Source organism: Streptomyces sp. NPDC045470, from assembly GCF_040646595.1.
In the GTDB taxonomy this organism is placed as follows: domain Bacteria; phylum Actinomycetota; class Actinomycetes; order Streptomycetales; family Streptomycetaceae; genus Streptomyces.
In genome coordinates, this window is sequence record NZ_JBEZAN010000002.1 from 24,231 (window position 1) to 47,126 (window position 22,896).

The 22,896-nt window shown below is 69.4% G+C and carries 21 protein-coding genes; 5 read left to right on the top strand and 16 right to left on the bottom strand.

Features of this window, described 5'->3' with window-relative positions:
• Nucleotides 1-28 precede the first annotated feature (28 nt).
• The 4 genes from AB0A97_RS06435 to AB0A97_RS06450 all read right to left on the bottom strand — a co-directional run bounded on the left by AB0A97_RS06435 (nt 29) and on the right by AB0A97_RS06450 (nt 2,542).
• The gene (locus tag AB0A97_RS06435; RefSeq protein WP_361145396.1) at nt 29-343 is read right to left on the bottom strand and encodes a hypothetical protein; all 315 of its coding nucleotides are present in this window, start codon (nt 341-343) and stop codon (nt 29-31) included.
• 154 nt (nt 344-497) lie between these two features.
• Nucleotides 498-1,136: a hypothetical protein gene (locus AB0A97_RS06440; protein ID WP_361145399.1), complete on the bottom strand. Its 639-nt coding sequence runs from the start codon at nt 1,134-1,136 to the stop codon at nt 498-500.
• A 159-nt stretch (nt 1,137-1,295) separates the two neighbouring features.
• The gene (locus AB0A97_RS06445) at nt 1,296-1,868 is read right to left on the bottom strand and encodes a hypothetical protein (protein WP_361145402.1); all 573 of its coding nucleotides are present in this window, start codon (nt 1,866-1,868) and stop codon (nt 1,296-1,298) included.
• Entirely contained in the window at nt 1,868-2,542 is a 675-nt protein-coding gene (locus AB0A97_RS06450) for a hypothetical protein (protein ID WP_361145405.1), read from the bottom strand. The genes AB0A97_RS06445 and AB0A97_RS06450 overlap by 1 nt, the downstream gene beginning before the upstream one ends.
• Before the next feature lie 497 nt (nt 2,543-3,039).
• On the opposite strand from AB0A97_RS06450, the gene AB0A97_RS06455 reads away from it, so the two are divergent.
• Nucleotides 3,040-3,384: a hypothetical protein gene (locus AB0A97_RS06455; protein WP_361145408.1), complete on the top strand. Its 345-nt coding sequence runs from the start codon at nt 3,040-3,042 to the stop codon at nt 3,382-3,384.
• A 150-nt stretch (nt 3,385-3,534) separates the two neighbouring features.
• Complete coding sequence (locus AB0A97_RS06460; RefSeq protein WP_361145411.1) at nt 3,535-4,527, top strand: PE-PGRS family protein; 993 nt, start codon at nt 3,535-3,537, stop codon at nt 4,525-4,527.
• A 158-nt stretch (nt 4,528-4,685) separates the two neighbouring features.
• Here the strand turns inward: AB0A97_RS06460 and AB0A97_RS06465 are convergent, their stop codons facing one another.
• The 11 genes from AB0A97_RS06465 to AB0A97_RS06515 form a co-directional block, all read right to left on the bottom strand.
• A complete protein-coding gene (locus AB0A97_RS06465) occupies nt 4,686-5,768 on the bottom strand; it encodes a PE-PGRS family protein (RefSeq protein WP_361145414.1) in 1,083 nt (360 codons plus the stop codon).
• A gap of 30 nt (nt 5,769-5,798) precedes the next feature.
• A complete protein-coding gene (locus AB0A97_RS06470) occupies nt 5,799-6,140 on the bottom strand; it encodes a WXG100 family type VII secretion target (RefSeq protein ID WP_361145417.1) in 342 nt (113 codons plus the stop codon).
• Nucleotides 6,141-6,615: 475 nt separating this feature from the next.
• Complete coding sequence (locus tag AB0A97_RS06475) at nt 6,616-6,816, bottom strand: hypothetical protein (protein WP_361145419.1); 201 nt, start codon at nt 6,814-6,816, stop codon at nt 6,616-6,618.
• Nucleotides 6,817-6,911: 95 nt separating this feature from the next.
• Nucleotides 6,912-8,252 carry a type VII secretion-associated serine protease mycosin gene (gene mycP / locus AB0A97_RS06480; protein ID WP_361145422.1) on the bottom strand — a complete coding sequence of 447 codons (1,341 nt, stop codon included), beginning with the start codon at nt 8,250-8,252 and terminating at the stop codon, nt 6,912-6,914.
• A gap of 118 nt (nt 8,253-8,370) precedes the next feature.
• On the bottom strand, nt 8,371-9,714 hold the full coding sequence (gene mycP / locus AB0A97_RS06485; protein WP_361145425.1) for a type VII secretion-associated serine protease mycosin: 1,344 nt from the start codon (nt 9,712-9,714) through the stop codon (nt 8,371-8,373).
• A 90-nt stretch (nt 9,715-9,804) separates the two neighbouring features.
• A complete protein-coding gene (locus AB0A97_RS06490) occupies nt 9,805-11,289 on the bottom strand; it encodes a hypothetical protein (RefSeq protein WP_361145428.1) in 1,485 nt (494 codons plus the stop codon).
• 2 nt (nt 11,290-11,291) lie between these two features.
• The gene (locus AB0A97_RS06495; RefSeq protein WP_361145431.1) at nt 11,292-11,621 is read right to left on the bottom strand and encodes a hypothetical protein; all 330 of its coding nucleotides are present in this window, start codon (nt 11,619-11,621) and stop codon (nt 11,292-11,294) included.
• Nucleotides 11,621-12,760 carry a type VII secretion-associated serine protease mycosin gene (gene mycP / locus AB0A97_RS06500; RefSeq protein WP_361145433.1) on the bottom strand — a complete coding sequence of 380 codons (1,140 nt, stop codon included), beginning with the start codon at nt 12,758-12,760 and terminating at the stop codon, nt 11,621-11,623. Before mycP (AB0A97_RS06500) ends, AB0A97_RS06495 begins: the two co-directional genes overlap by 1 nt.
• Nucleotides 12,761-13,084: 324 nt before the next feature.
• On the bottom strand, nt 13,085-13,378 hold the full coding sequence (locus tag AB0A97_RS06505) for a WXG100 family type VII secretion target (RefSeq protein WP_030024340.1): 294 nt from the start codon (nt 13,376-13,378) through the stop codon (nt 13,085-13,087).
• A 134-nt stretch (nt 13,379-13,512) separates the two neighbouring features.
• Nucleotides 13,513-13,836 carry a WXG100 family type VII secretion target gene (locus AB0A97_RS06510; RefSeq protein WP_125053955.1) on the bottom strand — a complete coding sequence of 108 codons (324 nt, stop codon included), beginning with the start codon at nt 13,834-13,836 and terminating at the stop codon, nt 13,513-13,515.
• Between the two features lie 274 nt (nt 13,837-14,110).
• A complete protein-coding gene (locus AB0A97_RS06515) occupies nt 14,111-15,739 on the bottom strand; it encodes a type VII secretion protein EccB (RefSeq protein ID WP_361145437.1) in 1,629 nt (542 codons plus the stop codon).
• A 375-nt stretch (nt 15,740-16,114) separates the two neighbouring features.
• Between AB0A97_RS06515 and eccE the strand changes: the two genes are divergently transcribed.
• From eccE to AB0A97_RS06530, 3 genes are all read left to right on the top strand, one after another.
• Complete coding sequence (gene eccE / locus AB0A97_RS06520; protein ID WP_361145439.1) at nt 16,115-17,335, top strand: type VII secretion protein EccE; 1,221 nt, start codon at nt 16,115-16,117, stop codon at nt 17,333-17,335.
• Entirely contained in the window at nt 17,335-18,183 is an 849-nt protein-coding gene (locus AB0A97_RS06525) for a hypothetical protein (RefSeq protein WP_361145442.1), read from the top strand. The genes eccE and AB0A97_RS06525 overlap by 1 nt, the downstream gene beginning before the upstream one ends.
• Before the next feature lie 346 nt (nt 18,184-18,529).
• Entirely contained in the window at nt 18,530-21,541 is a 3,012-nt protein-coding gene (locus AB0A97_RS06530; RefSeq protein WP_361145445.1) for an SCO5717 family growth-regulating ATPase, read from the top strand.
• Nucleotides 21,542-21,654: 113 nt separating this feature from the next.
• Here AB0A97_RS06530 and AB0A97_RS06535 read toward each other — a convergent pair whose 3' ends face one another.
• Complete coding sequence (locus AB0A97_RS06535) at nt 21,655-22,623, bottom strand: bifunctional riboflavin kinase/FAD synthetase (protein ID WP_361145448.1); 969 nt, start codon at nt 22,621-22,623, stop codon at nt 21,655-21,657.
• Nucleotides 22,624-22,896: the final 273 nt, after the last annotated feature.

Below are 22,896 nucleotides of genomic sequence, written 5' to 3' on the forward strand. Positions count from 1 at the left end.
GTGGGAGGCGAGAGGCGCGGCGGGGCTCTCAGGGCAGCAGCAGCCAGTCGGCGGCGAGGGCCGCCGCCAGGCCCAGGCCGAGCAGCCAGGTGCCCAGCCGGGTACGCCCGTTCCGGCTCAGCTCGATCACGACCCCGCACAGGATCAGCGCGGCCCCGTACACCCCCACGACCAGGACCGACGTACGGCTCGCGAGGCGGATCACGAGCACGGCCGCCATCGCGGCCATCAGCACGGAGGCCAGAACGATCCGGACCTGCCGGGCCTGACGAGGAGTCAGGCTCACGCGGCGGGCGGTCGGGGACGGTTCATCGGCATCGGCGGCATCGGCGGGTGCGTCCATGAGCGGGAATGGTACGGGACAGCCGTTCGGTCCCGTACGGCTGTGTTCGCCTCCGCCGTTCCTCTCCGCCGGTCTTCTCCGCCGCTCCCCGGCTTCCGGCCCTCGCTGCCTGCTTTGCGGCTTCCGGCTCTTGCCTCCGGCTCCCGGCTCCCGGCTAAGTGAAGAAGAGCACCGCGCCGGACAGCACCGCGCCGATCAGCCCCGCTGCCATCAGCCCGACCATCAGTGTCCGCAGCACGCCGGGGCCGACCGACCGCCACGCGTCGTCGAAGGTCGGGGCGCTCCGGAAGCGGTAGCCGGTCACCGTGCAGAGCACGCCCAGGACGAGGACGACCAGCCCGCCGCAGAGGCACAGCACGCCGTTGGCCAGCCGGTTCCAACTGTGCTGGACGTAGCTGGAGCGGCCCACCTGGCGTACCTCGATCAGGTCACCCTCCTTGAACCGGTGCCAGGAGTCGACACTGGCGTTCAGGTCCTTGGTCCGGCCGTCGTCCGACCGGAACGTGCCGTAGCACTGGATGTCGCGCGTACGGTTCCCCGAATGCTGCTTGTTCGCGTAGTGGTAGTCCGTGGCGCACGCCTCCACGGTGATCTTGCCGGGGCTGCCGTCCACCCACACCGAGTACGGGCCCACGTAGACGCCGATCGCGATCAGCAGCAGCGCGGCCAGCAGAACGCCCACCCCGATCAGCCGCCCCAGGCCGCGCTTCACCTCGTCCCCCACACCCGGCGCATCGCCCGCACTGGAGGCATGGGACGCGCCTGACCTGGTGTGTTCCGACTGTGCTGCCATGGTCAGCGATCCTTTCCAGGGGCGTGCGAAGGTGCAGGACGAACGATGCACGCGTCGGTATGCCGGTCATGCCGCGCGTACGGGGGTGTACGTGCTTCCGCGATGTGCCGAGCCTACGGCCCGCGCGCACCCGCCCGGCCGGCCAGGCGGTCCGCAGCGTCACCCGTAATGCTGCAAAAAGAGAAAGACGGCTGTACCAAGGATGCCCACCCCGGTGACGGACAGCAGCAGCGGGCGCAGCACCGTCCCGCCGGGCAGCCCGTCCCAGCCGTCGCCGAACGGCCGTCCCCGGCGCGCGCCGAAGCCGGTGAGCAGGCAGAAAGCACCCGCCGCGAGCATCGACAGGGACACGGACACCCCGGCGGCCCGGCCCCACACCTGCTTCCGGCCGGTGGCCACGTACGTGCCGTCGTCGCCGCTCTGTACGGAGACCCGGGCGCCCGCCGGGTACACCGTGTCGGGGTGGAACGCCCCGAAGGGATTGACCGTGCGGGCACCGTCGACGCCCCGATCGGCCCGGAAGGTGCCCGCACAGCTGATCGTCCGGCTGCCGTGACGGCCGCTGCCGCCGACCGTGTACCGCTCCTTGCACTTCTCGACGGTGTACGTGCCCTGCGTGCCGGTGTGTCCGGCGGCGAGGGCCACCCCTCGGACCGAGATCGCGCAGACCGTCACCCCCAATACCACCAGGACGAGGCCGACGGCCCGCCCGATCACGCTCGGCGGCGGCATCAGACGATCCCGTCGATGAGCAGCACCGCGCCCGCGCCGAGGGCGGCCAGGCAGCCGGTACCGGCCAGAACGGCGCGGACCGCCGTACCGCCGGGTACCCCGCGCCAGGCGTTCCGGAACTTCGGGCCACGACGTGCGCCGAAGCCGGTGAGCAGGCAGAACACTCCGGCCACGAGCGCGCACACGGAGACGCAGACGATGGCCGGGCTCTGCCGGATCCACTGCCCGTCGATGATGACGAATTCGTGGTCCGTCTTCTGGACCGCCAACTGCTTGCCGGGCTCGAACTTGGCGCCGGTCTCCACCGTCGCGTCCTCGACCGTGGCGCCGCCCCGGCCGCCCTCGTCCTCCCGGCCGCCCCCGTCGTCCAGGTGGCCGCGGCCCTCCCGGTCGTCCCGGAAGGTACCGGTACAGGTGACGACGGGCGGCGCATACCGGTGGCGGGACGAACCGACGCGGTCGAACTGCGTGCGGCAGTCCTGGACGGTGAGTGTGCCCGCGTCACCTTTGCGGCCGTTCGCGTACCCCATGTCCTTGGCGGTCATCCCGCCGAAGAAGAGCCCGGCGAGGACCAGACCGGCACCTACGACCCTGCCCGCCGAGGACGGCAGCCGGGCCGACGGGCGCATGCGTAGGGGCGACGGGCGCGGACGGAAGAAGGGCTGCGTTGGCATGGAGAGACCGCGTTGCTGTGGGGGACGAGGGGCGTGCTGGGGTGGGGGACGAGGACCGTGTTGATATGGGGGACGAGGACCGTGTTGAGGCGGAGGGCAGCGCCGGCCCGCTCGGCAGTCGTACGCCACGCGCACGCACGCCACCCGGGGCGCGCGGCCTCTTGACCGGGCAGGTACCAAAACTTAACCACCTCTTTCCCCGTCCGCACCACTCCCTCCCGTCTCGCATTCCGGCCGTCGCCAACATCCCAGCACGGTCAATCCCCCCGAATTCGAGCTTCATTCGAGCGGATTACGCAGCCATATGGCAGGCAACGACCTGGCGACGGCGCCCCGTTGGAACCCTTTTCCCGGTCCCTGCCCCCCCGGGGAACGCGGGCCGCCGGCCCGGCGCCCGCCCACGCGGAGCCGCCTTGACATGCCTGCGTTAAGAACACATAAAGTGGTCACGCCGGGCCTGTCGGGAGACAAACGCGCCAGGCGCGAATAACAGGGCAATGACGGGGGTCGTGATGGCGGGCAAGGCATTCGACGTGGATCCTGAGGTGCTGCGCACCCAGGGACATGCGTTCGTGAACATCGGTACGGAGTTCGGCAAGGCCGCCAAGAAACTCAAGGACGACCTGGAGGGCCTCGGAAAGCCCTGGGAGGACGCCGACTTCGGCGCGGCCTTCGACGTCATCTACACCCCGATCCGCGACGGCATGTTCACCTCCATGGATTCGCTGGGCGAACGCATCGAGGACATCGGCGACAAACTCCAGGGCATGGCCCGTACCTACACGGCCTCCGACGAACAGGGCGTCCACGTCGTCAGCTCGGTTTCCCGCCCCGCCGTCTGAGAAATACCGCCGGTCCGTGCGGCCATAGACGCGGCCCTACGCAGCCGTGCCCATGGCCGTACGCATCGCCGCGCCCGTGGCCGTACGCATGGCCGTCAACACGATCACTCCAGCCGCACACGGCTGCAACCGCACGGGGGACGATCAACTGTGTCACTGACACTGCCGAGCGAGGTCGCCTGGGTCCTCGGGCTCCTCGGGTACGACTGGCCGCAGGCCGACGAGGACGCGCTCTTCAAGTGCGCCGAGACCTGGCGCACCTTCGCCGCACAGGTCGAACAGGCGGCCTCCCAGGGCTCGTCGGCGGCGAACGAGGTATTCGGGGCGAACACGGGCGAAGCCGTCGACGGATTCACCAAGGAATGGGGCGCCTTCTCCGGCGGCTCCGGTTCCGACCACTATCTGCGGGACGCCCGGATCGCCGCCGAGACCATCGCCCTGGCTTTCGACGCGGCCGCCATCGCCGTACTCACCGGCAAGATCGCCATTATCGCGCAACTCGTCGTCCTCGCGGTGGAACTCATCGCCGCACAGGCGGCCGCCCCCTTCACGTTCGGGCTGTCCGAAGCGGGTGCGGCAGGCGCCACACAAATCACCCGCGTCGCCGTCCGCGAGATCCTGAACAAGATCGAGCAAGAGGTCGTCCAGGCCGTCACCAAGGCCATGGAACACGCGACGATGGACGCCATCAAGGAGCTGGCCAAGAAGGCGGTGTCCAAGGAAGCCCGACAGTTGGCCATGGACTGTGCCAAGAAGACGGTCAAGGACACGGTCAAGGAGACCGTCCAGGACAAGGTCGTCGAAGAAGGCAAGGCGAAGGCCACCGAAGCCGCCACGGAAATGGGACAGAACGTCGCCCAGCAGGGCATCGAGAATCATTTTGGTGCCCGTGACGGCATGGACTGGGGTGAAACCGCCGACATCGGCAAGGAAAAGGCCGGCGAATACGTCGACGGGCTCAAGGAAGGTGCCCAGAGCCTGGCCGCCCCCCGGACCTACGTCGACCACGCCCGGGAGGACCTCACCCACCGCGGCCTCGACGCGGCCCAGAAACACGTGGACCACCGCACGGGCGGCGCCGCGACCCGCCACCAGGGCGTCACCGACGGCGCGAGGGATTCGGTGCAGGCTGTGTTCGGGTGAGGGCCTGAGGCGTGCGGGGTGCGGGGTGCGGGCCTCGGCGCGGCGGCGGGGGAGGCTGCGGGGCGTGGCGGGAAAGGTTGCGGGGCGTGGCGGGAGAGGTTGCGGGGCGTGGGCGCGCCACACGCCCTTCGCGCTGAGCCCTCAGGCTTCAGCGGGCCTCACCCGAAAACAGCCCGGACGTCCTCCGCGACACCGGGCTTCCCCCCACCGTCACCACCACCTCCACTTCCTTCTCCACCTCCGCCTCCTCCACCCCCGTCTCCGCCACCACCTCCCCTCCCGACCTGAACGGCCTCCCTCGCCCTCACCGCCGCGACATTCGTCCCCGCCTCCGTAGCGCCGTCGAGCAACCGGTCACGATGAGTCGCGGGGTCGAGGAGACCGGCCAAGCCCCCCGCCCTCTCCCCCGGGCCACTCGGTGCGCCGACGACGTACTCGCCGGCGGTGAACTCACCGCCCCGCACCGTGCCGAACTGCTTCGCGCACTCCTCCTGGGCACCGTCCACGGTGTCGCCCAGATCGATGCCGGCGCGGGCGCCGAAATGGCTCTCGATCCCCTGCTGGGCGATGTTCTGCCCGGCCCCGGTCACGATGTCGATGGCCTTCTCCTTGGCGGGATCGACCACGACGTCCCGGACGGCCTTCCGCGCGTAGTCCGTCGCGAAGTCCTTGACCTGGTGCTTCACGAAGTCGGAAGCGATCTCCCTGACGCCCTTCTGAGCGGCGTCCGCCATCGCCTCGGTGACCGCTTCGACGACCTCCCGCTTCAGCGTGTCCAAGAGCCGTCGCACCATGAGGCGGGTGGCCTGAGTCACCCCCAGGGCCCCGATCTCCGAGAGTCCGAAGGTGAAGGGCGCCGCGGCCTGCGCCGCGATGAGTTCGACGGCCAGCACGACGAGCTGCGCGACGACTTCGGCCTTCGCGGCGAATACCGCGGCCGCCGCCACCTCGAACGCGACACCGATCACCTGCGCCGCGATCCGCGCGTCGGTCAGGTAGGAGCCCGGGCCGCCCGAGAAGTCCTCCCACTCACCCAAGAAGCGGCGCACCGCCTCGCCCGAACTGCCGCCGACGACCTCCCGTACGGCGCATCCGCCCCGCCCGTCGGTCCGTCCGACCTGGGCCGCGAAGTCCAGCCAGGCCCGCCCGCACTCCATGAGCTTGTCCTCGTCGGCCTCGGGCCACTGGTACCCGAGCAGATCGAGCACCCATACGACCTCACCAGGCAGCGTCAGCGCCACGGCCGCCTCCTCCCCGGACGCCTGCCACCATCACAGCCCCCGAGACGTCGGGTACGAGCGCGACACCTGCCCGACGAGCCGCACGCCCTCCCCCTCAGCCGCCTCATACCTCCTCGCCATTTCCTGGAGGTTCTCCCCCATTCCCTCCATCCGCTTCCCGAGCGAATCCATGGAAGCGAACATGCCGTCCCGGACCGGCTCGTACACCATGGCGAACGCCTCCGCGAACTCAGCGCCCCGCCATGGCGACCCCAACCCCTGCAACGTGTCCCGCAGCCGCTTCGAAGCGCTCCCGAACTCCGCACCGATGTGGACGAACTCTCCGCCCTGACGCCTGATCCCATCCGTATCGACATCGAATGCCCTGCCCACCACACAGCCCCCACTCGAACAATCAGCCGGCGAAAGAGGCGGCGAAATCACCGCCCCCTGGTGAAGTGCCGCGAGCCTTCCACTCCACCGCAGGACCGGCAAACAGCCGTCCGCCGCACGCACCCGCCCCACCCCGCTCGCACGCCCGATCCATCACCCTCCATCCCCCCGACGCCCCACCGCTCAGACAATCCGAAGAAACCTTTACCGCGCCACGGCCAAACCCCTCCGACCCAAAACCACCCACCCACCCCCACAGCGCCACACAATCATTCCCGCACACCCACCCCCAAGAACCAGTCACCCCCAGACCAACACCCGAAACAAACAGCACACACCCACACCAACATCAATCACCACTCATCCGAGCGAACAACGTGCACGCAGCTGACAACCTTGCCGCCCCCTTCCCTCGTACGCACAGAGTGGAGCCCACAACGAGCTGCGGGCCCCTCTTCGTAGTTGCGCGACGCGGCTACTGCCGCGACCGCACCGACAGCCAGCACCCTGGTGCGGCATCGGGGTACTCAGGCGAAGAGCTGCCGGCATTTCCTGTAGCAGCCACGAGCAGAACGTCCTTCGGCAGGGCGTAGCTGATCGCATTCTTCTCATCGAGGTCGATGGCGGCACCCGATCCGAACGCCACCGCCATCGCGGTGCCGTTTCTGAAAAGCAAGAAGGGTCCCACAGCCCGAGGACTGTGGGACCCGTGGGGAAAGGCTCCCGCGAAGAAGTATTCGGCGGCGGAGCCTGCCCAAGCTCACACGTTTTCTACTGGCCCGGAGGCTGGTTGGGGGGCGCCGGCGGCGGGTAGCCGCCGGGGGCACCGGACTGCTGGTAGGGGCCGGGCTGCTGGTAAGGACCCTGCTGCTGGTAGGGGCCGGGCTGCTGCGGCGGGTAGTAACCCGGCCCGCCAGGACCGCCGTAACCGCCACCGGGGGGCGGGCCGTTACGCTTCTTCTTCCTCTTCTTCACCAGGATGACGATCGTGGTGATGATCGCCAGAACAATGAGCGAGAAGGCCGCAATACCAATGGCCGCCTTGATGTTGCTGTTGTCTTCTTCTTCCTTCCAGCGGTCCTGGTCCGCGTTCCCGTTGGGAGGTTGCTCCTGCCCCTGGGCTTCAGGAGCCTTGAGCGGGCCGTTCTTCGATCCGGCGGGGATGTTCTTGGTGAGAGCGTCATAGGGACGGATGATCCCGTACCCGTAGTACGCGTCCGGAGCCGTGCCCGAAGCCGTAGACGGGAACCGCGCGGTCTTGGTGAGCCGATTCGCCACCTGCCCTGCCGTCAGGTCCGGGAACTTCGACCGGATCAGCGCTGCGGCACCGGACACGTAAGCAGTCGCGTCGGACGTCCCACGGGTGTACTGATACGGCTGACTGGCTGCGGCCGAACGGATTTGCCTACCCGGAGCGCTGAGGAGAAGGTGCGGCCCGTAATTCGAGTCCTCCCAGATCTTCCCTTCCTGGTCGACCGCGCCAACAGCCAACACACCCGGCTCTGCAGCCGGGTAGTAATAGTGCGCCGACCTGTCGTTTCCCGATCCCGCGATCAGCAGAACGTCCTTGGAGGCGGCGTAGGCGACTGCCTGCTTCTCGTCGTCACGGAGTGATCCCACACCGGCGAACGACATGTTCACCACCTTGGCGCCCCGGTCTACCGCATACCGCAACGGTTCAGCCATGCTGTTGGTGAGGGTGTTGCCGTCCGAGTCCCAAATTTTGATGGGCAGAATCTTCGCATCGGGAGCCAGGCCTTTGACTCCTTGACTGCCGCCACTTCCGTGCCCGTGGCCGGCGATGAGGGAAGCCATGCCCGTACCGTGATTGTTCCGGGTTTCATGATCAGCCGGGTCCCCGCCGGAAAAATTCTTTCCGGGCAGCACGTTTCCCGTCAGGTCCGGGTGATTCCCGTTCACACCGTTGTCGATGACAGCGACAGTGACGCCTTTCCCTGTGGACTGCGACCAAGCCTTGTTCGCACTCAGGTAGCCGAGCGCCCACTGATCGGCTCTGACCTGGTCTGCCGAAGCGACTGGCGCGATATCGAAGAGCAGCGCTCCTACCATCGCCACGCCGCTCACCGCACGCAACGTCCGCGTGAAGCTCATGCCGTACACCTCTCCTGAAACAAGTTGGGTCCCACAGCCCGAGGACTGTGGGACCCGTGGGAAAAGGCTCCCGCGAAGAAGTATTCGGCGGCGGAGCCTGCCCAAGCTCACACGTTTTCTACTGGCCCGGAGGCTGGTTGGGGGGCGCCGGCGGCGGATAGCCGCCGGGAGCGCCGGACTGCTGGTAGGGGCCGGGCTGCTGGTAAGGACCCTGCTGCTGGTAGGGGCCGGGCTGCTGCGGCGGGTAGTAACCCGGCCCGCCAGGACCGCCGTAACCACCACCGGGGGGCGGGCCGTTACGCTTCTTCTTCCTCTTCTTCACCAGGATGACGATCGTGGTGATGATCGCCAGAACAATGAGCGAGAAGGCCGCAATACCAATGGCCGCCTTGGTGTTGCTGTTGTCTTCTTCTTCCTTCCAGCGGTCCTGGTTCACATTGCCGTTGGAAGGCTGCTCTTGCCCCTGGGCCGTTGGCGCCTTCAAGGGGCCGCTCTTCGAGCCGGCGGGAATGTTCTGAGTCAGGGCTTCGTATGGGCGGACGACGCCGTAACCATAATGAGCGTCCGGGCCTTCACCTGCTGAACCCCCCGCCGGCATCTGCGCAGACTTGACCAGCCTGTTAGCTACCTGCCCCGCCGTAAGGTCAGGGAACTTGGCGCGGACCAGCGCGGCAGCACCGGATACGTAGGCCGCAGCATCGGAGGTACCGCTCGCCAGCCGATAGGGCTTGGTCGCGGCTGCGGATCGGATTACTTCACCGGGCGCTGTCAGGAGAACATGAGGGCCATAGTTGGAGTCTTCCCAGATTCTCCGGTTCTCTCCCACGGCTCCCACAGCAAGGACGCCCGGCGCGGCCGCTGGGTAGTTGGGGTTTGCCGAGCCATCGTTCCCCGAGCTGGCCACCAAGAGGACGTCGTGTTGCACGGCGTAGGCAATGGCGGCGTTATCGGCGTCCGTGCCGTCACCGATGCCACCAATCGACATATTGACGACCTTCGCCCCGTGATCGACTGCGTAGCGCAGCGGCTCGGCAAAGGAGGAACCGTATGTATCACCCTCGGAGTCCGAGTGCTTGAGCGGCAAGATCTTGGCGTCGGGGGCGATTCCCATGACACCCTGCGCGTTTCCGGGTCCGTGCCCGTGACCGGCAATCAGCGAGGCCATCGAAGTGCCGTGATTGTTCTTGGTCTCTCGGTCTGCAGGGTCACCTGAGGCGAAATTCTTACCTGGTAGGACGTTGCCTTTCAGGTCCGGGTGACTGCCGTTCACACCGCTGTCGATCACAGCGACAGTGATGCCCTTGCCAGTGGACTGCTGCCACGCCTTCTCGGCATCAAGAGAGCGAAGAGCCCACTGATCATTACGGATCCCGTCCGCCGAAGCATCTGGCGCGGTGCCGAAGAGCAGCGCTCCCGCCACCGCCGCGCCGCCCACCGCACGCAGCGTTCGCGTGAAGCTCATGCCGTACACCTCTCCTCTGCAGGACGGGGCCCACAGCCCTAGGACCGCGGGCCCCGTCTTGGTTCCGCCGGCTACTGGGCCAGATCGGCCCTACTCGATGACCTTGGGCGCCACATTACGCTCGGGCGTCCAGGTCTCCTCATCTTCCACGAGGTAATCGGGACGCTCGCCGTTCGGGCCCTTTTCCTTGCCCTTGCCGCCGTGTGCACCCGGCATACCGGCCATGCCCATTGGGCGACGGCCGCCGCCTGCACCGGACTGCGTACCACCACGGCTACGGTGCAGGCCCGAGCCGCCCTGCCCGCCGGCGCCGGTCTTGCCACCGGTGCCTCCGACGACGCCGCCCTTCTGCCGGGCCAGCGCCCCTCCGCGTCCGGCTGCGGCGCCCTTGGCTCCGCCACCCGCGCCGGCTGCGCCTCCCATGCCGGGTGCGCCGGCACGTCCGCTGCGGGATCCGGCACCAGCGGCACCGCCGCCGCCCGTACCCGACCGGCCGGCCACCGTGCCACCGGGCATACCGCCACCCGGGATGCCCGTCGCTCCGGAGCCGCCACCGCTCAAGTGACCGCCACCACCGGCACCGCTCAGGCCCCCGCCACCATTGAGGCCACCGACACCGCCACCGTTGAGGCCTCCACCACCGGAGCCGCCTCCGGGAAGGCTGTTGAGTCCGGTCCCCACATGCGGAAGGGTCGTTGTCTTGGGCGGGGTCGTGCTCCCGACACCGCCGGAAATGCCGCGCTGACGTGGAGCTTCCAGATCACCGGGCGAGGTGTACCCCGGCCCCTTCGAGGAGGGAAGAGACCCCTTCGGGGTAGACGGCTTCGGCCGGTTGACCACTCCGTCGGGCAGCGGTACGAAGGGGGGCGGCGAAGGTGTGTCGCCTCGCTCCGGGACCTCGCGGTCCCGACCACCGCCCAGCGGCGGGTCTCCGATCGCCTTGGCATTGGATCGATACGCCGACCCCAAGTACTCCATCATGACCGCAGTCTGAAGCTGACGCTCCTTGCCCTCCGACAGCTCTCCCGAGTTGCCGTTGAGGACGTCCGTGGTGTCCTTGCCCTGCTGGAGTTCGTGGATCGCCTTCGAGTCGTCGCGTCCACCCTTCGAACCGAAGGTCACCACTTTGAGTGCGTAGTTGCCCGCGGCGTCGAGGTTGCTCTCCGTACCGGAGGGCTTCTCCATCGCGTCGATCTTCTTCTTGTACTCCTCCAGCGTGTGTCCGACGCCTTCCATGACGTGGTGCATGTTGGACGCGTACGGCGCCGAGTTGCCGATGTTCTGGCTGATCGTGTTCGCGCGCTGCCGGAATCCCTCGGCGGCCTTACCGCCCCAGTGTTCGAGGACTTCCTTGACGGCGTCGTCGAACTCCTTCCGCAGGCCGCCTCGTCCGTCTTCGCCCACGAGAGTGTCGTGGATCCACTTCCAGTTGACGGCGATTTCTTTGACCTTGCCGGGGTTGGCGTGCGCCACCATGGCCTTGAGCTCATCCATGTCGCGCTCGTAGAACTTGGTCTCGTGCTTCGCGTAGAAGCACCCCTTGTCGGTGGTGACTCCCCCATTGCTTTCCGACATGGTTACTTACCCCCGGGGTTCAGCGCGTTGTGTACGTCGTACTCGCGGTCGTGGTAGGCGTCCTTCGTCTTTGCCGTCTTCTGGCTCAGGTCATCGACGAGATCAGCGAGCTTCTTAAGAATCTGGTCGTCCATGAACGACTTCATCTTGTCGTGCGCCCGCCGCAGTTCGTCTTCTTCCTGGAATCCGGTCCCGAGCGTCCCGGCCGGAAGGAACGTGCTGTGTCCCGCCTTGCTCTTGGCCTCCGTCATGGCCCTGAGCACTCCGTTGAGCTTGCGCCCGACGGTGTCCAGCGCTTCGAGATCGACGTAGTACTCGTCGCTGCTGCCCATTAATGTCCTCCCCGTGTGTTCAAGGTGTTCTTGCGGCGCCAGTCGCGCAGGGCGATCGAGGTGCCGACGACCGTGGCGACGGCCAGAGCGCCGCCGCCGATGATGTAGAGGGCGATGCGGGCCTGTCGTTCCTCGGTGGATTCGCCGATGGTCAGGGCGGCCGCCTGGATGTCGGCGCCGTTGTCGGCGCGGCCGGAGTCGGTGTCCGGCCGGGGTTCGCCGGTCGGCTTGGTCTTGTCGTTGAGGGCCGCTACGGGGTCGACGACGCCCCAGCCGATGTTGTGGTCGCGGTCCTTGCGGACGCGTTCGGCGGTCTTCTCCAGGTGCCAGATGATCTCGCGCGGCTTCCACTGCTGGTGCTCGGCCTTGTTGCGGCCGATCAGGAGGGCCGCGGCGCCGGCGGCGTACGGAGCGGCGAAGCTGGTGCCCTGGTCGACGCAGTTGCCGCCGTTGGGGACGGTGGAGACCATGTCCACGCCGGGGGCGGCGATGTCGACGAAGGCGCCTGCCTGGGAGAAGGGGGCGCGCTCGTTGTTGCGGTCGGAGGCGGCGACGGCCAGCACGTTGGAGTTCTCGAAGGCGGCCGGGTACATGCTCTGCTCGGCGCCGCTCGCGCCGCCGTTGCCCGCCGAGGCGACGATCAGGACGTCCTTGGCCTCGGCCCGGGTCACCGCGGCGTGCAGGCCGCTGAGGAGCGCGGGGTTCGCGTTGGTGCCCTGGGAGATGTTGATGATGTCGGCGCCCGCGGCGACCGCGTCGTCTATCGCCTTGGCGAGACTCGCGGCCGTACCGCCCTTTTCCTTGTCCGTCTGCTGGAAGGGGATGATGGTCGCCTTGGGAGCGAGGCCGTAGAAGCCGGAGCCGGCCTTCGTACGGGCGGCGATGATGCCGGCGACCTTGGTGCCGTGGCCGACCTGGTCCTCGGTGGGCTTGCCCTTCTCGACGTAGCTCTTGCCGCCGCTGATCGCGCCGCGCAGCTGCTCGTTGCCGGAGTCGACGCCGGTGTCGATCACGGCGACCTTGACGCCCGTACCTTCTCCGTAGGCCCACATCTGCCGGGTGAGCAGGCGCTGCAGCGACCACGGGGTCTCTTTGATGTCGTCGGTGCCGAACGTGCACTGGCCACTGTTCAGGGGCACGTTCGGGTCCGCGAACGCCGGCGCTGCCGTCGCGCAGGACAGGGCGACGGCCGAGGCCGCACCGGCCAGTGCTACCGCCGCGCGTCGGCGGTGGCCGGCCCGGTGACCATTGGCGCGAGATCCCACGAGGTGTCTGCTCTCCGTGTGTGGCGGATTCGGGAAGGTGAGGGGGAGGAACCGGGGAGGCGGTGGAGGAAGCGGGTGGACTGCGTGAGGGCGAGCGCACTGGTGCAGCGCGCCCGCCCTCATTCACCACTGTGCGAGCCTTCGTGGCTGCTCAGCCGTTGTGCCGTGTCCGTTCCCGTCGCGATGGACGGGGACGGATCAGCCGCCCCAGATGCTGGCGTTCTTGGACTCGGTGCTCTGGTAGTTCTGAGCGGCCTGGTCCAGGGCCTTGGCGATGGCTTCCAAGGTCGAGTGCAGGGAAGCCGCGCGCTGGTCCCACTCGCGCTGACGGGCCTGGTAGCCCTCCTGCGCGGCACCTTCCCAGCTGGCGGCGATCTTCTTGACACCCGACTCGAGGTCGTCGAGCTGGGTACGGATGTTGTTGGCCGTTCCGCGCACGTCGGAGGCGGCCTGGGAGATCGTCGCGAAATTGACGAGGATCTGGCCGGACATGAAGTCTCCTCGGGGAGTTGAGCTGAGATCGATTCACATGCCGCAGCAGACCGGCCGGCCCACGGTCCGCCGGGGCGGTGGGCCGGTGTGTGCTGCGGCGAAGTGGGCGCGCCGCGGAGTGCGGCGCGGTCCCGTCATCCGAAGGGCGAAGCCTGCGCGGAGACGTGGGACATCGTCTGAGCCTGCTCCTCTTCCGAGGCCACGTAGTTCTTCGTGGTCGAGTCGATCGCTTCCTTGATCTCGTTCAGCAGCTGGTTCAGGCGCTTGGCGTCGTCATTCACCTGGGTCTGCAGCTGGTGGTACGAGGTGGCGGCAGCGCCCTTCCACCCGGACGTGATGCCCTCGACGACCCCGTTCAGGCGAGTGATCTCGCCCTGGATCGACTGGTTGACGGAGGAGATACGGCCGCTGAATGCGACCATCTCCTCCTCAGTGGTTGTGAACTGCTGACCAGCCATAAGTCAACGTCCCCCATGAGACTCGTACGTCGTGCCGGGGGACTGACGTGAAGTGAGCCCCCGGTCGGCATCTTCTGTTGACGCCTTCCGCCACTTTAACCACTCCATACGCCTGTTCCCAACAGCGGGTGGGCGGTTGTGACGGGATCACAACAAAGGCAACTGGCCGATCGCGAATGCCAATTCGATGGAAACGGACAGATGCCTTTGTTTCGGTCAAGCGGGAAGGTGGAGCGGCTCCTTCGGATGTGAAGGAACAGTGCGGGTCAGGAGGTCAGGAGCTCTGTGGCTTCTTGGCGCTCTCGACATCCAGCTGCGGCCCTTCCGACAGTAGCTGCGACCACGCCTTGTCCACCGTCGGCGGGCGTACGCTCTCGTATCCGAGGTGGATCTGCGCCTGATCGCGCGCCTTCTCCGCATTGCCCGCCTTGGTGGCGCTGTCGTTGCTGCGCGGCACCGAATACCGCAGACCGGTGTCGGTCACCAGGAAGAGCGTGCCCTCCTTGGCATTCCCCGTCACCTGCTGGTACAGCAGGCCGCTGCCGGGCGTCACGTAGGAGGCCGAACCGGAGGCGATGGTGGCCGGGTAGTCCTTGCCGACCCAGGTGGTCATCTTCGGCACGGCGCCGCTGAAGCCGAGCGCCTTGCCCGCGCCGTTCGCGTACTCCGTGCTGGTGCCGTGGTAGACGCTGCAGGCCACGCTCGCGCCCTTGCCGGAGTCGCCGATGCCGGAGCTGCGCCGCGTCGCCGCGGCGTTGGCCATGCTGACAGCCTCGGAGGGCCACAGGGCCGTGCCGGGGAAGTTGCCCATGAACTGGACGACCTGGTCCTTGTCGTCACGCTTGGGGGTGATGCTGTCGGTGGACACCTTGATGACGTCCATCTTTTCGCCGCCCTTCTTGACGGCGGTCGCGTTCGGCCCCTCCAGCAGCAGCTTGGCCTGGAAATTCGTGACCTTCTCCAGGCCGTCTGCGGTCACCACGTACTTCTGGCTGTCACCGGCCTGCAGGACGTTGCCGATGACGCTGTAGTTGCTCGGTACGCCCTCGACGGCCGCCCGGGTGCCCGCCTTCTCCACCCGGGGCATGGTGAGCGGCATCTGACTCTTGATGAGGGTGTTCATCCATTCGGAGGTCACCTGCTGCGGCTGCGCGTCACCGAAGATGACCTGGCGCAGCTTGTCGTCCTGCTGCTCCTTGACGGCCGGCGAGGGGGCCTTGCCGCCGAGGGCGTCGAATCTGAAGGCCACGCCGTTCTCGTCGACCAGGTACTTCTCGCCGTCCGGGTCCTGGACGTACAGCGCCTGGTGCAGGTCCAGCTTGCCGTGGTCGAGCACCTTGGCCTTGTCCTTGCCGCCGAGGACGAACACGGCCTGCTGGGACTTGCTGTTCTCGCCGCTGCCGGGACGGTCGCAGACCGCCCACACCTTGGGGGTGCCGGCCTCCTTGTCGGTGGGCAGCCGGTCGGGGGCGTACGGGATTCCGATGGCCGGGCCGTGCGGAATCTTTCCGTCGAGTTCCTCTTCCTTCACCTTTACGACCTGAAACTTCTTCGGGTCGAGAAGGAGTTTGGCGGAGGCCAGGTTGAGGATCGGGTGGAGAAGTTTCTGATTGCTGCCGTTTTCGCCCTTGCTGTTCAGTACGACATAGCGGGTGGTGGACTTGTCGCCGACGATGACGTTTTGCGCCGGCGTGTCCCAGCCCTTCGGGGCGACCGGCTTGAGGATGCCACAGGCGCCGAAGCCCACGGTCACCACCAGGCCGAGCAGGATGCTCGGGAGCACCGCCTTGAGCGGCCGCGGCGCGCTCTCGATCGAGCCGTTCGGCAGCGGCTTCAGAAATGCCGCAGTCGTCCGCTTTCGAGCGAACGAATACGCATTCAGCTCGTCCCGACGTGATGCCATTGTTGCTTTCTCTCCCCGCCTGTCGGATCCACCGTGGACCGCCCCCGGCACTCGGGCCGCAGCGCCCTCTACTATGCCGTGTGTCGATCGACCCGTACGGTACGGGTGCCACCTTCCGGTGCACCAGTCTCGACGACGGTACTGAGGCCGGGAAGACATACCGCTCAGAGGCACAATGCTCGGAGCCACACCACCAGTAGAGGAGCAGGCCGGGGGATGTCCAGCGCCACCAGGGCTCGACGCCGCAATGGGCGGCAGCAACAGCAACAGCCTTCCGTTGCGCCGCATTACGCGGGAAATGCGGGCCAAAACGGTATAGCTCCGGGCAATGGAGGAAATCAAGACCGCGGAACCGCGGACCGGCCGGCCGGACCGGTGGCACCCCGGCTGCGCGCACAGGCCGGAAGCATCGGCGGCGTCCGTGTCCAACAGCTCGCGATCATCGAAATCGCCGCGGCGCTGGTACTGGTGGGATGGGCGATCCACCCCGTGGCCCTGACCGTCGCGGCGGTGCTGGCGGCCGTACTCGTCGTCTTCGCCCTCGGCCGGCGCCGGCGCATCCCGCTGCCGGAGTGGATCACGACGGTGCGCGCGATGAAGCGCCGGGCCAAGCGGAGCGGTTCGGCCGCGGGCTCCGGCGGCGTCGACCCGGCCTTCGCGCCGCTGGTGGAGTGCGACCCGGCGCTGCGGACGTACGAGTACACCGACTCCGACCAGCGGGCGATCGGCTTCGTCGGGGACGGCACGTTCCTGACCGCCATCGTCCAGTTGGAGGGCCGCGACGAGCCGCTGCGCCCGGCGAGCGGCGGCCGTCAGCTGCCGATGGACGTGCTGCACACCGCGCTGGACGTGGAGGACATCCACCTCGAATCGGTGCAGTTCGTCCAGTACACCCAGCCGGCCCCGGCCCCGCACCTGCCCGAACAGGCCGTCGCCGCCCGCTCCTACGCGCCGCTCCAGGCGCAGACGAAGACACCCGCCCTCCAGCTCACCTGGATCGCGCTGAAGCTGGACCCGGAGCTGTGCGCGGAGGCCATCGAGGCGCGCGGCGGCGGCCTCGACGGCGCGAAGCGGTCGCTGCTGCGCGCCGCCGACCAGCTCGTCAGCCGCCTCTCCGCGCACGGTGTACGGGCCAAGGTGCTCGCCGAGCGCGAGGTGGTCGCCGCCGTGGGCACCGCGGTGTGCGTCAGCCCGCGGGCCGCGAACGGCGCGATGGGCCGCGACGGCCGTGCCGCGCGCCGCACCCAGGAGACGGTCCGCGCGATGCGCTGCGACGACCGCTGGCACACCACGTACTGGATCGGCCGCTGGCCCCAACTGGGCCAGGGCGGCACACCGCTCGCGGACGTCGTACAGCTGCTGAGCAGCACCCCGGCCATGGCCAGCACCTTCTCGCTGACCGCCGCGCACGGCAGCGGCCGGGCGCCCGCCATCTCCGGCTACGTCCGCCTCTCGACCCGCAGCGAGAACGAACTGACCGCCGCGCAGGGCGAGTTGGAGCGTCGTTCCGGCTCCGCGAAGGTCGGGCTCGTACGGCTGGACCGTGAGCAGCTCCCCGGCCTTCTGGCCACGCTCCCCCTCGGAGGTACCCGCTGATGGCGACGCCCACCTACCAGCCCCGCGCCACTCCGAGCAGCGACGGCTGGCGCAATCCCCCCATCGGCGGCGCGCCCGCGGGCGGCGGGCGGCGGCTCTCGCACGAGCCCCGGCCCGACGAGCGGCAGTCGGCGTCCACCGGGCCGCGCCCGCAGCCGGGCTTCGGCCTGAAGGGCCCGCGGCGCAGCCCGCACGTCCTGACGCCGGAGTCGCTCGGCTCGCTGACGCTGCCGGTCGCCGAGGACGGTGTCGTCATCGGTATCGACCCGCAGAACCAGCCCGCGGTGGTGAACCTGCTGCGGCCCAGCCCGCTCGAAGTGGTGCTGGTGGGCAGCATGTGGCTGGCGCAGGTGCTGTCGCTGCGTACGGTCGCCACCGGCGCGCGGGTCGCGGTCGAGACCGCGCGGCCGCCGGCCTGGGCGCAGATGGCGCAGGCAGCGGGCGGCGGCCAGCAGTGCGTATCGGTGCACGACGTACGGCAGATCGCGCCGCAGGGCCCGTCGGTCTCCAGCCCGGTCCTGGTCGTACGGGACATGGGCGCGCGGCCGCCGCGCAACCAGCTGGCGCCCGGCCCCTGGCAGACCACGCTGACCGTGCTGCCCTTCCTGGGCCCGCGGTCGCCCCAGCTACTGGCCCGCGCCGACCTGGTCTGCCTGCAGCGGCTGTCGCCGGAGGAGGCCGAGGTCGTGACGCGCATCATGCGGCTCCCGGCGCAGATCGGCGGCGTGCTGCCGACGCTCAGCGACAACGCGATGCTCTGGTGCACGCGCGACAGCCACCAGTTCGTGATGACGCAGCCGACCGACGCGGAGACGAATCTGCTCGGCGGCGCGCGGCGCATGGACTGACGGAACGGTACGTACGGGCGCGGTACGCACAGCGCGTCACGTACGGCGCGGGCCTTCGCGGACACCTCTCGGGGGGGCGCGGGCCCGCGCGGGTGCGGTCACGGGCGCGCCCACGGGTGCGCCGCCGGGTGCCAAGACGAGACGCCGTCGACTGCCGTTCGTGGCCGACTGTTGATTAGGCTGTGTCGTGAGCCGCAGGAGCACACCGACGGCTGCCGATACGGGGATGGAGACAGTTAGTGTTGGCGCTACCCGGGGTGGTGTGGTCCGACGTCCGCTACATCCGATCGATCCGCCTGTATCCGGTCCTGCCGTTCAGGTGCGTTGCAGTACACCAGGAGGCACAGTGAGGGAGCAGGAGGCTTTCCGTCCGGACGGGAACGATCCTGACGACGACCAGTCCGAGTTCGATCTGACGGGTGAATTCAAGATCGATTTTGCGGCTCCGGCCTGGTACGCCAGCAACGACACCAGCGGCGGCGGTACGGCCGCGGCCGCACCGGCCACACCTCCCGCCGCCACGTCCTCCACACCGCCCACCGGTGCGCCGCCGAGCGGGCCGGCCCAGCCGGGCCCCGGCCGGACCGGTCCGCAGGCCGCTCCCGCCCACGGTGCCCCGCAGAGCGAGGCGATGCCGCCTGCCGCCCCTCCCGGGTTCCCGACGCTCCGTCCCGACGCGGGCGCTCCCGACGCCGCTCCGGCGCCCGCGCCCACCGCGCCGCCGGTCGCACCGGCGCCCGTCGCCCCCGCCCCGGCCTCCGTCACGCCCGCGCCGCCCGCACCGGAGCCGACGGCTCCCGTGCCGCCTCCCGCGCCCGTGGCCGAGACCGCGCCGGAACCGCCCGCCGAGGCAGCGGAGTCCGACGCGACGGCAGCGGCGTCCGCGTCCGGGACCGTACGCGCCGGCAGCGGTGTCGACCCGTCGGCGTCCCTGTGGGGCGACGACCCGGAGCCCGAACCGGTCCCCGCGCCCGCCCCGGTGGAGGCCGAACCGGCCGCCGACGAGCAGCGGGCCAACGAAGCGGACCGGCCCGGCGACCCCGCCACGGCCGAGGCACCCGCCCCCGCTCCCGCTCCCGCTCCCCCGGCGCAGCCCGCGCCGGAGGCCGAAGCGCCCGTCGCGGCGCCGCAACCGCCCGTGCTGCAGCAGCCCGCTCCGGAAGCGCAGCAGCAGCCGGAGGTAGTCCAGCAGGAAGCTCCGCAGCAGGGCGCTCCCCAGGAGTTGCCCCAGCAGCAGATTCCGCAGGAGCTGCCGCCTCAGCAGCAGGCAGCACCGCAGCAGATGCAGCAGCAGGTACCGCAGCAGCACGGCACTCCCCCGCAGGGCGCGCCTTGGGGCGCTGCCGCCGGGCAGCAGGCAGGTGCGCCTGCGAACCTCCCGCCGCTGCCTCCTGAGTACCAGCCTGCGGATCCGCAGACGGCCCAGGCGCAGGCGCAAGCTCAGGCTCAACAGCCGTACCAGCAGCAGGCGCAGCTCCAGTCTCAGCCCGATCAGCAGCCGCCGTACGCACAACAGCAGCCGCAGCAGCAGCCGTACCCTCAGCAGTCCGGCTATCCGCAGCAGTACCCCCAGCAGGCTCAGCAGGCCCACCCCCAGCAGCCGGCTCCTCCGCAGGCCCAGCCGCAGGCCGCTTACGGCTACCCGCAGCCCGCTTACGGGTATCCGCACCAGCATCCCCAGCAGGGCGCCCCGACCCCGCAGCAGGCACCCGTCGACCCCAACGCCGCTGCGGCGCAGGGCGGTTACGGGTATCCGCAGCAGGCCCAGCCTCAGCAGCAGACGCCGCAGCAGGCCCAGCAGCAAGCGCAGCAACAGGCCGCTTACGGCTATCCGCAGCAGCAGGGTGGCTACGGCTACCCGCAGGCCCCCCAGGGCTACCCGCAGCAGGCCGCACCCGCGCAGCAACAGCAGCAGTACCCCGGGTACGGCCAGCAGCAGGTCCCGCCGCAGGCCCAGCAGCCCCAGCCCCAGCAGCCGCAGCACCCGCAGGCTCAACAGCCCCCGCAGGCGCAGCCGCAGGCCCCGCAGCAGCCGCAGGCCCCCACCCCGGTCCAGGGCGCCGACCCGAACGCCGCCGCCAACTACGCGCAGTACTCGCAGCCGGGTCAGCAGCAGCAACAGCAGCGGGCCGCCCCCGGCGCGCCCCTGGGCTACAGCGCCGCCGTCGAGCTGACCTCCGACCGGCTGCTCCGCAACCAGCCCAAGAAGAAGAAGCCGGGCGCGAACGCGCAGCCCTCACGTTTCAAGCTGGGTGCGAAGAAGGAGGAGCAGGAGCGTCAGCGCAAGCTGGAGCTGATCCGTACGCCGGTGATGTCCTGCTACCGGATCGCGGTCATCAGCCTCAAGGGCGGCGTCGGCAAGACCACGACGACGACCGCGCTGGGTGCCACGCTCGCCTCCGAGCGGCAGGACAAGATCCTGGCGATCGACGCGAACCCGGACGCCGGCACGCTCGGCCGCCGGGTGCGCCGCGAGACCGGCGCCACCATCCGTGACCTGGTGCAGGCGATTCCGCAGCTGCACAGCTACATGGACATCCGCCGGTTCACCTCGCAGGCGCCGTCCGGTCTGGAGATCCTCGCCAACGACGTGGACCCGGCCGTCTCGACGACGTTCAACGACGACGACTACCGGCGCGCGATCGACGTGCTCGGCAAGCAGTACCCGATCATCCTCACCGACTCGGGCACGGGCCTGCTCTACAGCGCGATGCGCGGTGTGCTGGACCTCGCCGACCAGTTGATCATCATCTCCACGCCGTCGGTGGACGGTGCGTCCAGCGCCAGCACCACGCTGGACTGGCTGTCCGCGCACGGCTACGCCGACCTCGTGCAGCGCGGTATCACGGTGATCTCCGGGGTCCGCGAGACCGGCAAGATGATCAAGATCGACGACATCGTGTCGCACTTCGAGACGCGGTGCCGCGGTGTGGTCGTGGTCCCGTTCGACGAGCATCTGGCCGCCGGTGCCGAGGTCGACCTGGACATGATGCGGCCCAAGACCCGCGAGGCGTACTTCAACCTGTCCGCGCTGGTGGCCGAGGACTTCTCCCGGACCCAGCAGGCGCAGGGCGCTTGGCAGGACCCCGCCCAGCAGCAGATGCAGCCGGGCGACCCGAACGCCCAGCAGCAGTACGGGCAGCAGCAGTACGGCCAGCAGGCGTACCCGCAGCAGCCGGGCCAGGAGGCCCCGGGCCAGCAGCCCGCCGGGTACCCGCCGCAACAGGGCGGCTGGACCCAGCAGCCCCAGCAGCAGGGGCAGCCGCCCCAGGGCTGGCAGCAGCCCCCGGACGCCCCGCAGGCGCCCGGACAGCCCGGCCTCCAGCCGGGGTGGACGCAGCAGCCCCCGCCGCAGTAGCACCACGGCGCGCGCAGGAGCACCACGGCACACGACAGGGCCCGGCACTCGGAAGAGTGCCGGGCCCTGTCCCGTTGTCGCGGGGCCCGCGAGCGGGCCCTCGTGATCCGCCGTCAGCTCCCGGCCTGATCCTCGGCCTCGGCCGCCCCGATCAGCTCGCGTGTCTCCTTCACGTCGACCGCCATCCGCTCCAGCAGCCCGTCGAGCGTCTCGAACTTCTCCATGCCGCGCAGGTACGCGTAGAAGTCCACCGCGACGTGCAGGCCGTACAGTTCCAGGCCGACGCGGTCGATGGCGTGGGCCTCGACGGTCCGCGCGGTGCCGTCGAACTGCGGGTTGGTGCCGACCGAGATCGCCGCCGGCATCTTCTCGCCGTCCGCGTGCAGCCAGCCCGCGTACACCCCGTCCGCCGGGATGGCGGTGTGCGGCAGCGTCTCCACGTTCGCCGTCGGGAAGCCCAGCTCCCGGCCGCGCTGGGCGCCGCGCACCACGACGCCCTCGACCCGGTGCGGCCGCCCCAGGACCTCCCGCGCGCCCGCGACGTCTCCCTCGGCGACCAGCCGCCGGGTCAGGGTCGAGGAGAACGGCTCGCCGCCGCCCGCCGTCCCGCGCTCGAACAGGTCGACGACCTCGACCGCGTAGTCGTAGGTGCCGCCCAGCTCGGTGAGCGTCTCGACGGTGCCCGCGGCCTTGTGCCCGAAGCGGAAGTTCGGCCCCTCGACGACCAGCTGCGCGTGCAGCTTGTCGACCAGGACCTTGACCACGAAGTCGGCCGGGGCCAGCTTCGAGAACCCGGTGGTGAACGGCAGGATCAGCACGGCGTCCACACCGAGGCCCGCCATCAGCTCCGCGCGCCGCTCGTGCGGCGCCAGCAGCGGCGGGTGGGTGCCGGGCCGTACGACCTCGCTGGGATGCGGGTCGAAGGTGACCACCACGGCCGGTACACCCAGCTCCCGGGCGCGCGCCACCGTCTTCCCGATGATCAGCTGGTGCCCGCGGTGCACGCCGTCGTAGGAGCCGATGGTGACGACGCTGCGTCCCCAGCCCTCGGGGATGTCCTCCAAGCCACGCCAGCGCTGCACTGTGCCCGCTCCTCGCCAGAACTCTCGTCCGTCACTGCGCCGGGAAGAACCCGGTCGGATCCGGGCACCCTCGGCCTTACGCAGGTCTAAGACTGCCATGCCTCGCGCATCGCTTCGCGGGAAGGGTCACCTCGCTTCTGTGGAGTGCGGCACCCCCGGTTGTGTGTTCCGCCGTACCGGCCCGCGCGTGTCACCCGTACGCCGGAGCACGCCGCCGCCGTCCGCGCCCCGACAGCCGCCGGAGCCACGGGCCGCCGGGCGCGGCGGGTACGT

Bases quoted from the DNA above. Each gene is read 5' to 3' on its own strand.
- AB0A97_RS06435 (WP_361145396.1), bottom strand. From the start codon at position 343: ATGGACGCACCCGCCGATGCCGCCGATGCCGATGAACCGTCCCCGACC.
- AB0A97_RS06440 (WP_361145399.1), bottom strand. From the start codon at position 1,136: ATGGCAGCACAGTCGGAACACACCAGGTCAGGCGCGTCCCATGCCTCC.
- AB0A97_RS06445 (WP_361145402.1), bottom strand. From the start codon at position 1,868: ATGCCGCCGCCGAGCGTGATCGGGCGGGCCGTCGGCCTCGTCCTGGTG.
- AB0A97_RS06450 (WP_361145405.1), bottom strand. From the start codon at position 2,542: ATGCCAACGCAGCCCTTCTTCCGTCCGCGCCCGTCGCCCCTACGCATG.
- AB0A97_RS06455 (WP_361145408.1), top strand. From the start codon at position 3,040: ATGACGGGGGTCGTGATGGCGGGCAAGGCATTCGACGTGGATCCTGAG.
- mycP (WP_361145422.1), bottom strand. From the start codon at position 8,252: ATGAGCTTCACGCGGACGTTGCGTGCGGTGAGCGGCGTGGCGATGGTA.
- mycP (WP_361145425.1), bottom strand. From the start codon at position 9,714: ATGAGCTTCACGCGAACGCTGCGTGCGGTGGGCGGCGCGGCGGTGGCG.
- AB0A97_RS06490 (WP_361145428.1), bottom strand. From the start codon at position 11,289: ATGTCGGAAAGCAATGGGGGAGTCACCACCGACAAGGGGTGCTTCTAC.
- AB0A97_RS06495 (WP_361145431.1), bottom strand. From the start codon at position 11,621: ATGGGCAGCAGCGACGAGTACTACGTCGATCTCGAAGCGCTGGACACC.
- AB0A97_RS06505 (WP_030024340.1), bottom strand. From the start codon at position 13,378: ATGTCCGGCCAGATCCTCGTCAATTTCGCGACGATCTCCCAGGCCGCC.
- AB0A97_RS06510 (WP_125053955.1), bottom strand. From the start codon at position 13,836: ATGGCTGGTCAGCAGTTCACAACCACTGAGGAGGAGATGGTCGCATTC.
- AB0A97_RS06515 (WP_361145437.1), bottom strand. From the start codon at position 15,739: ATGGCATCACGTCGGGACGAGCTGAATGCGTATTCGTTCGCTCGAAAG.
- AB0A97_RS06525 (WP_361145442.1), top strand. From the start codon at position 17,335: ATGGCGACGCCCACCTACCAGCCCCGCGCCACTCCGAGCAGCGACGGC.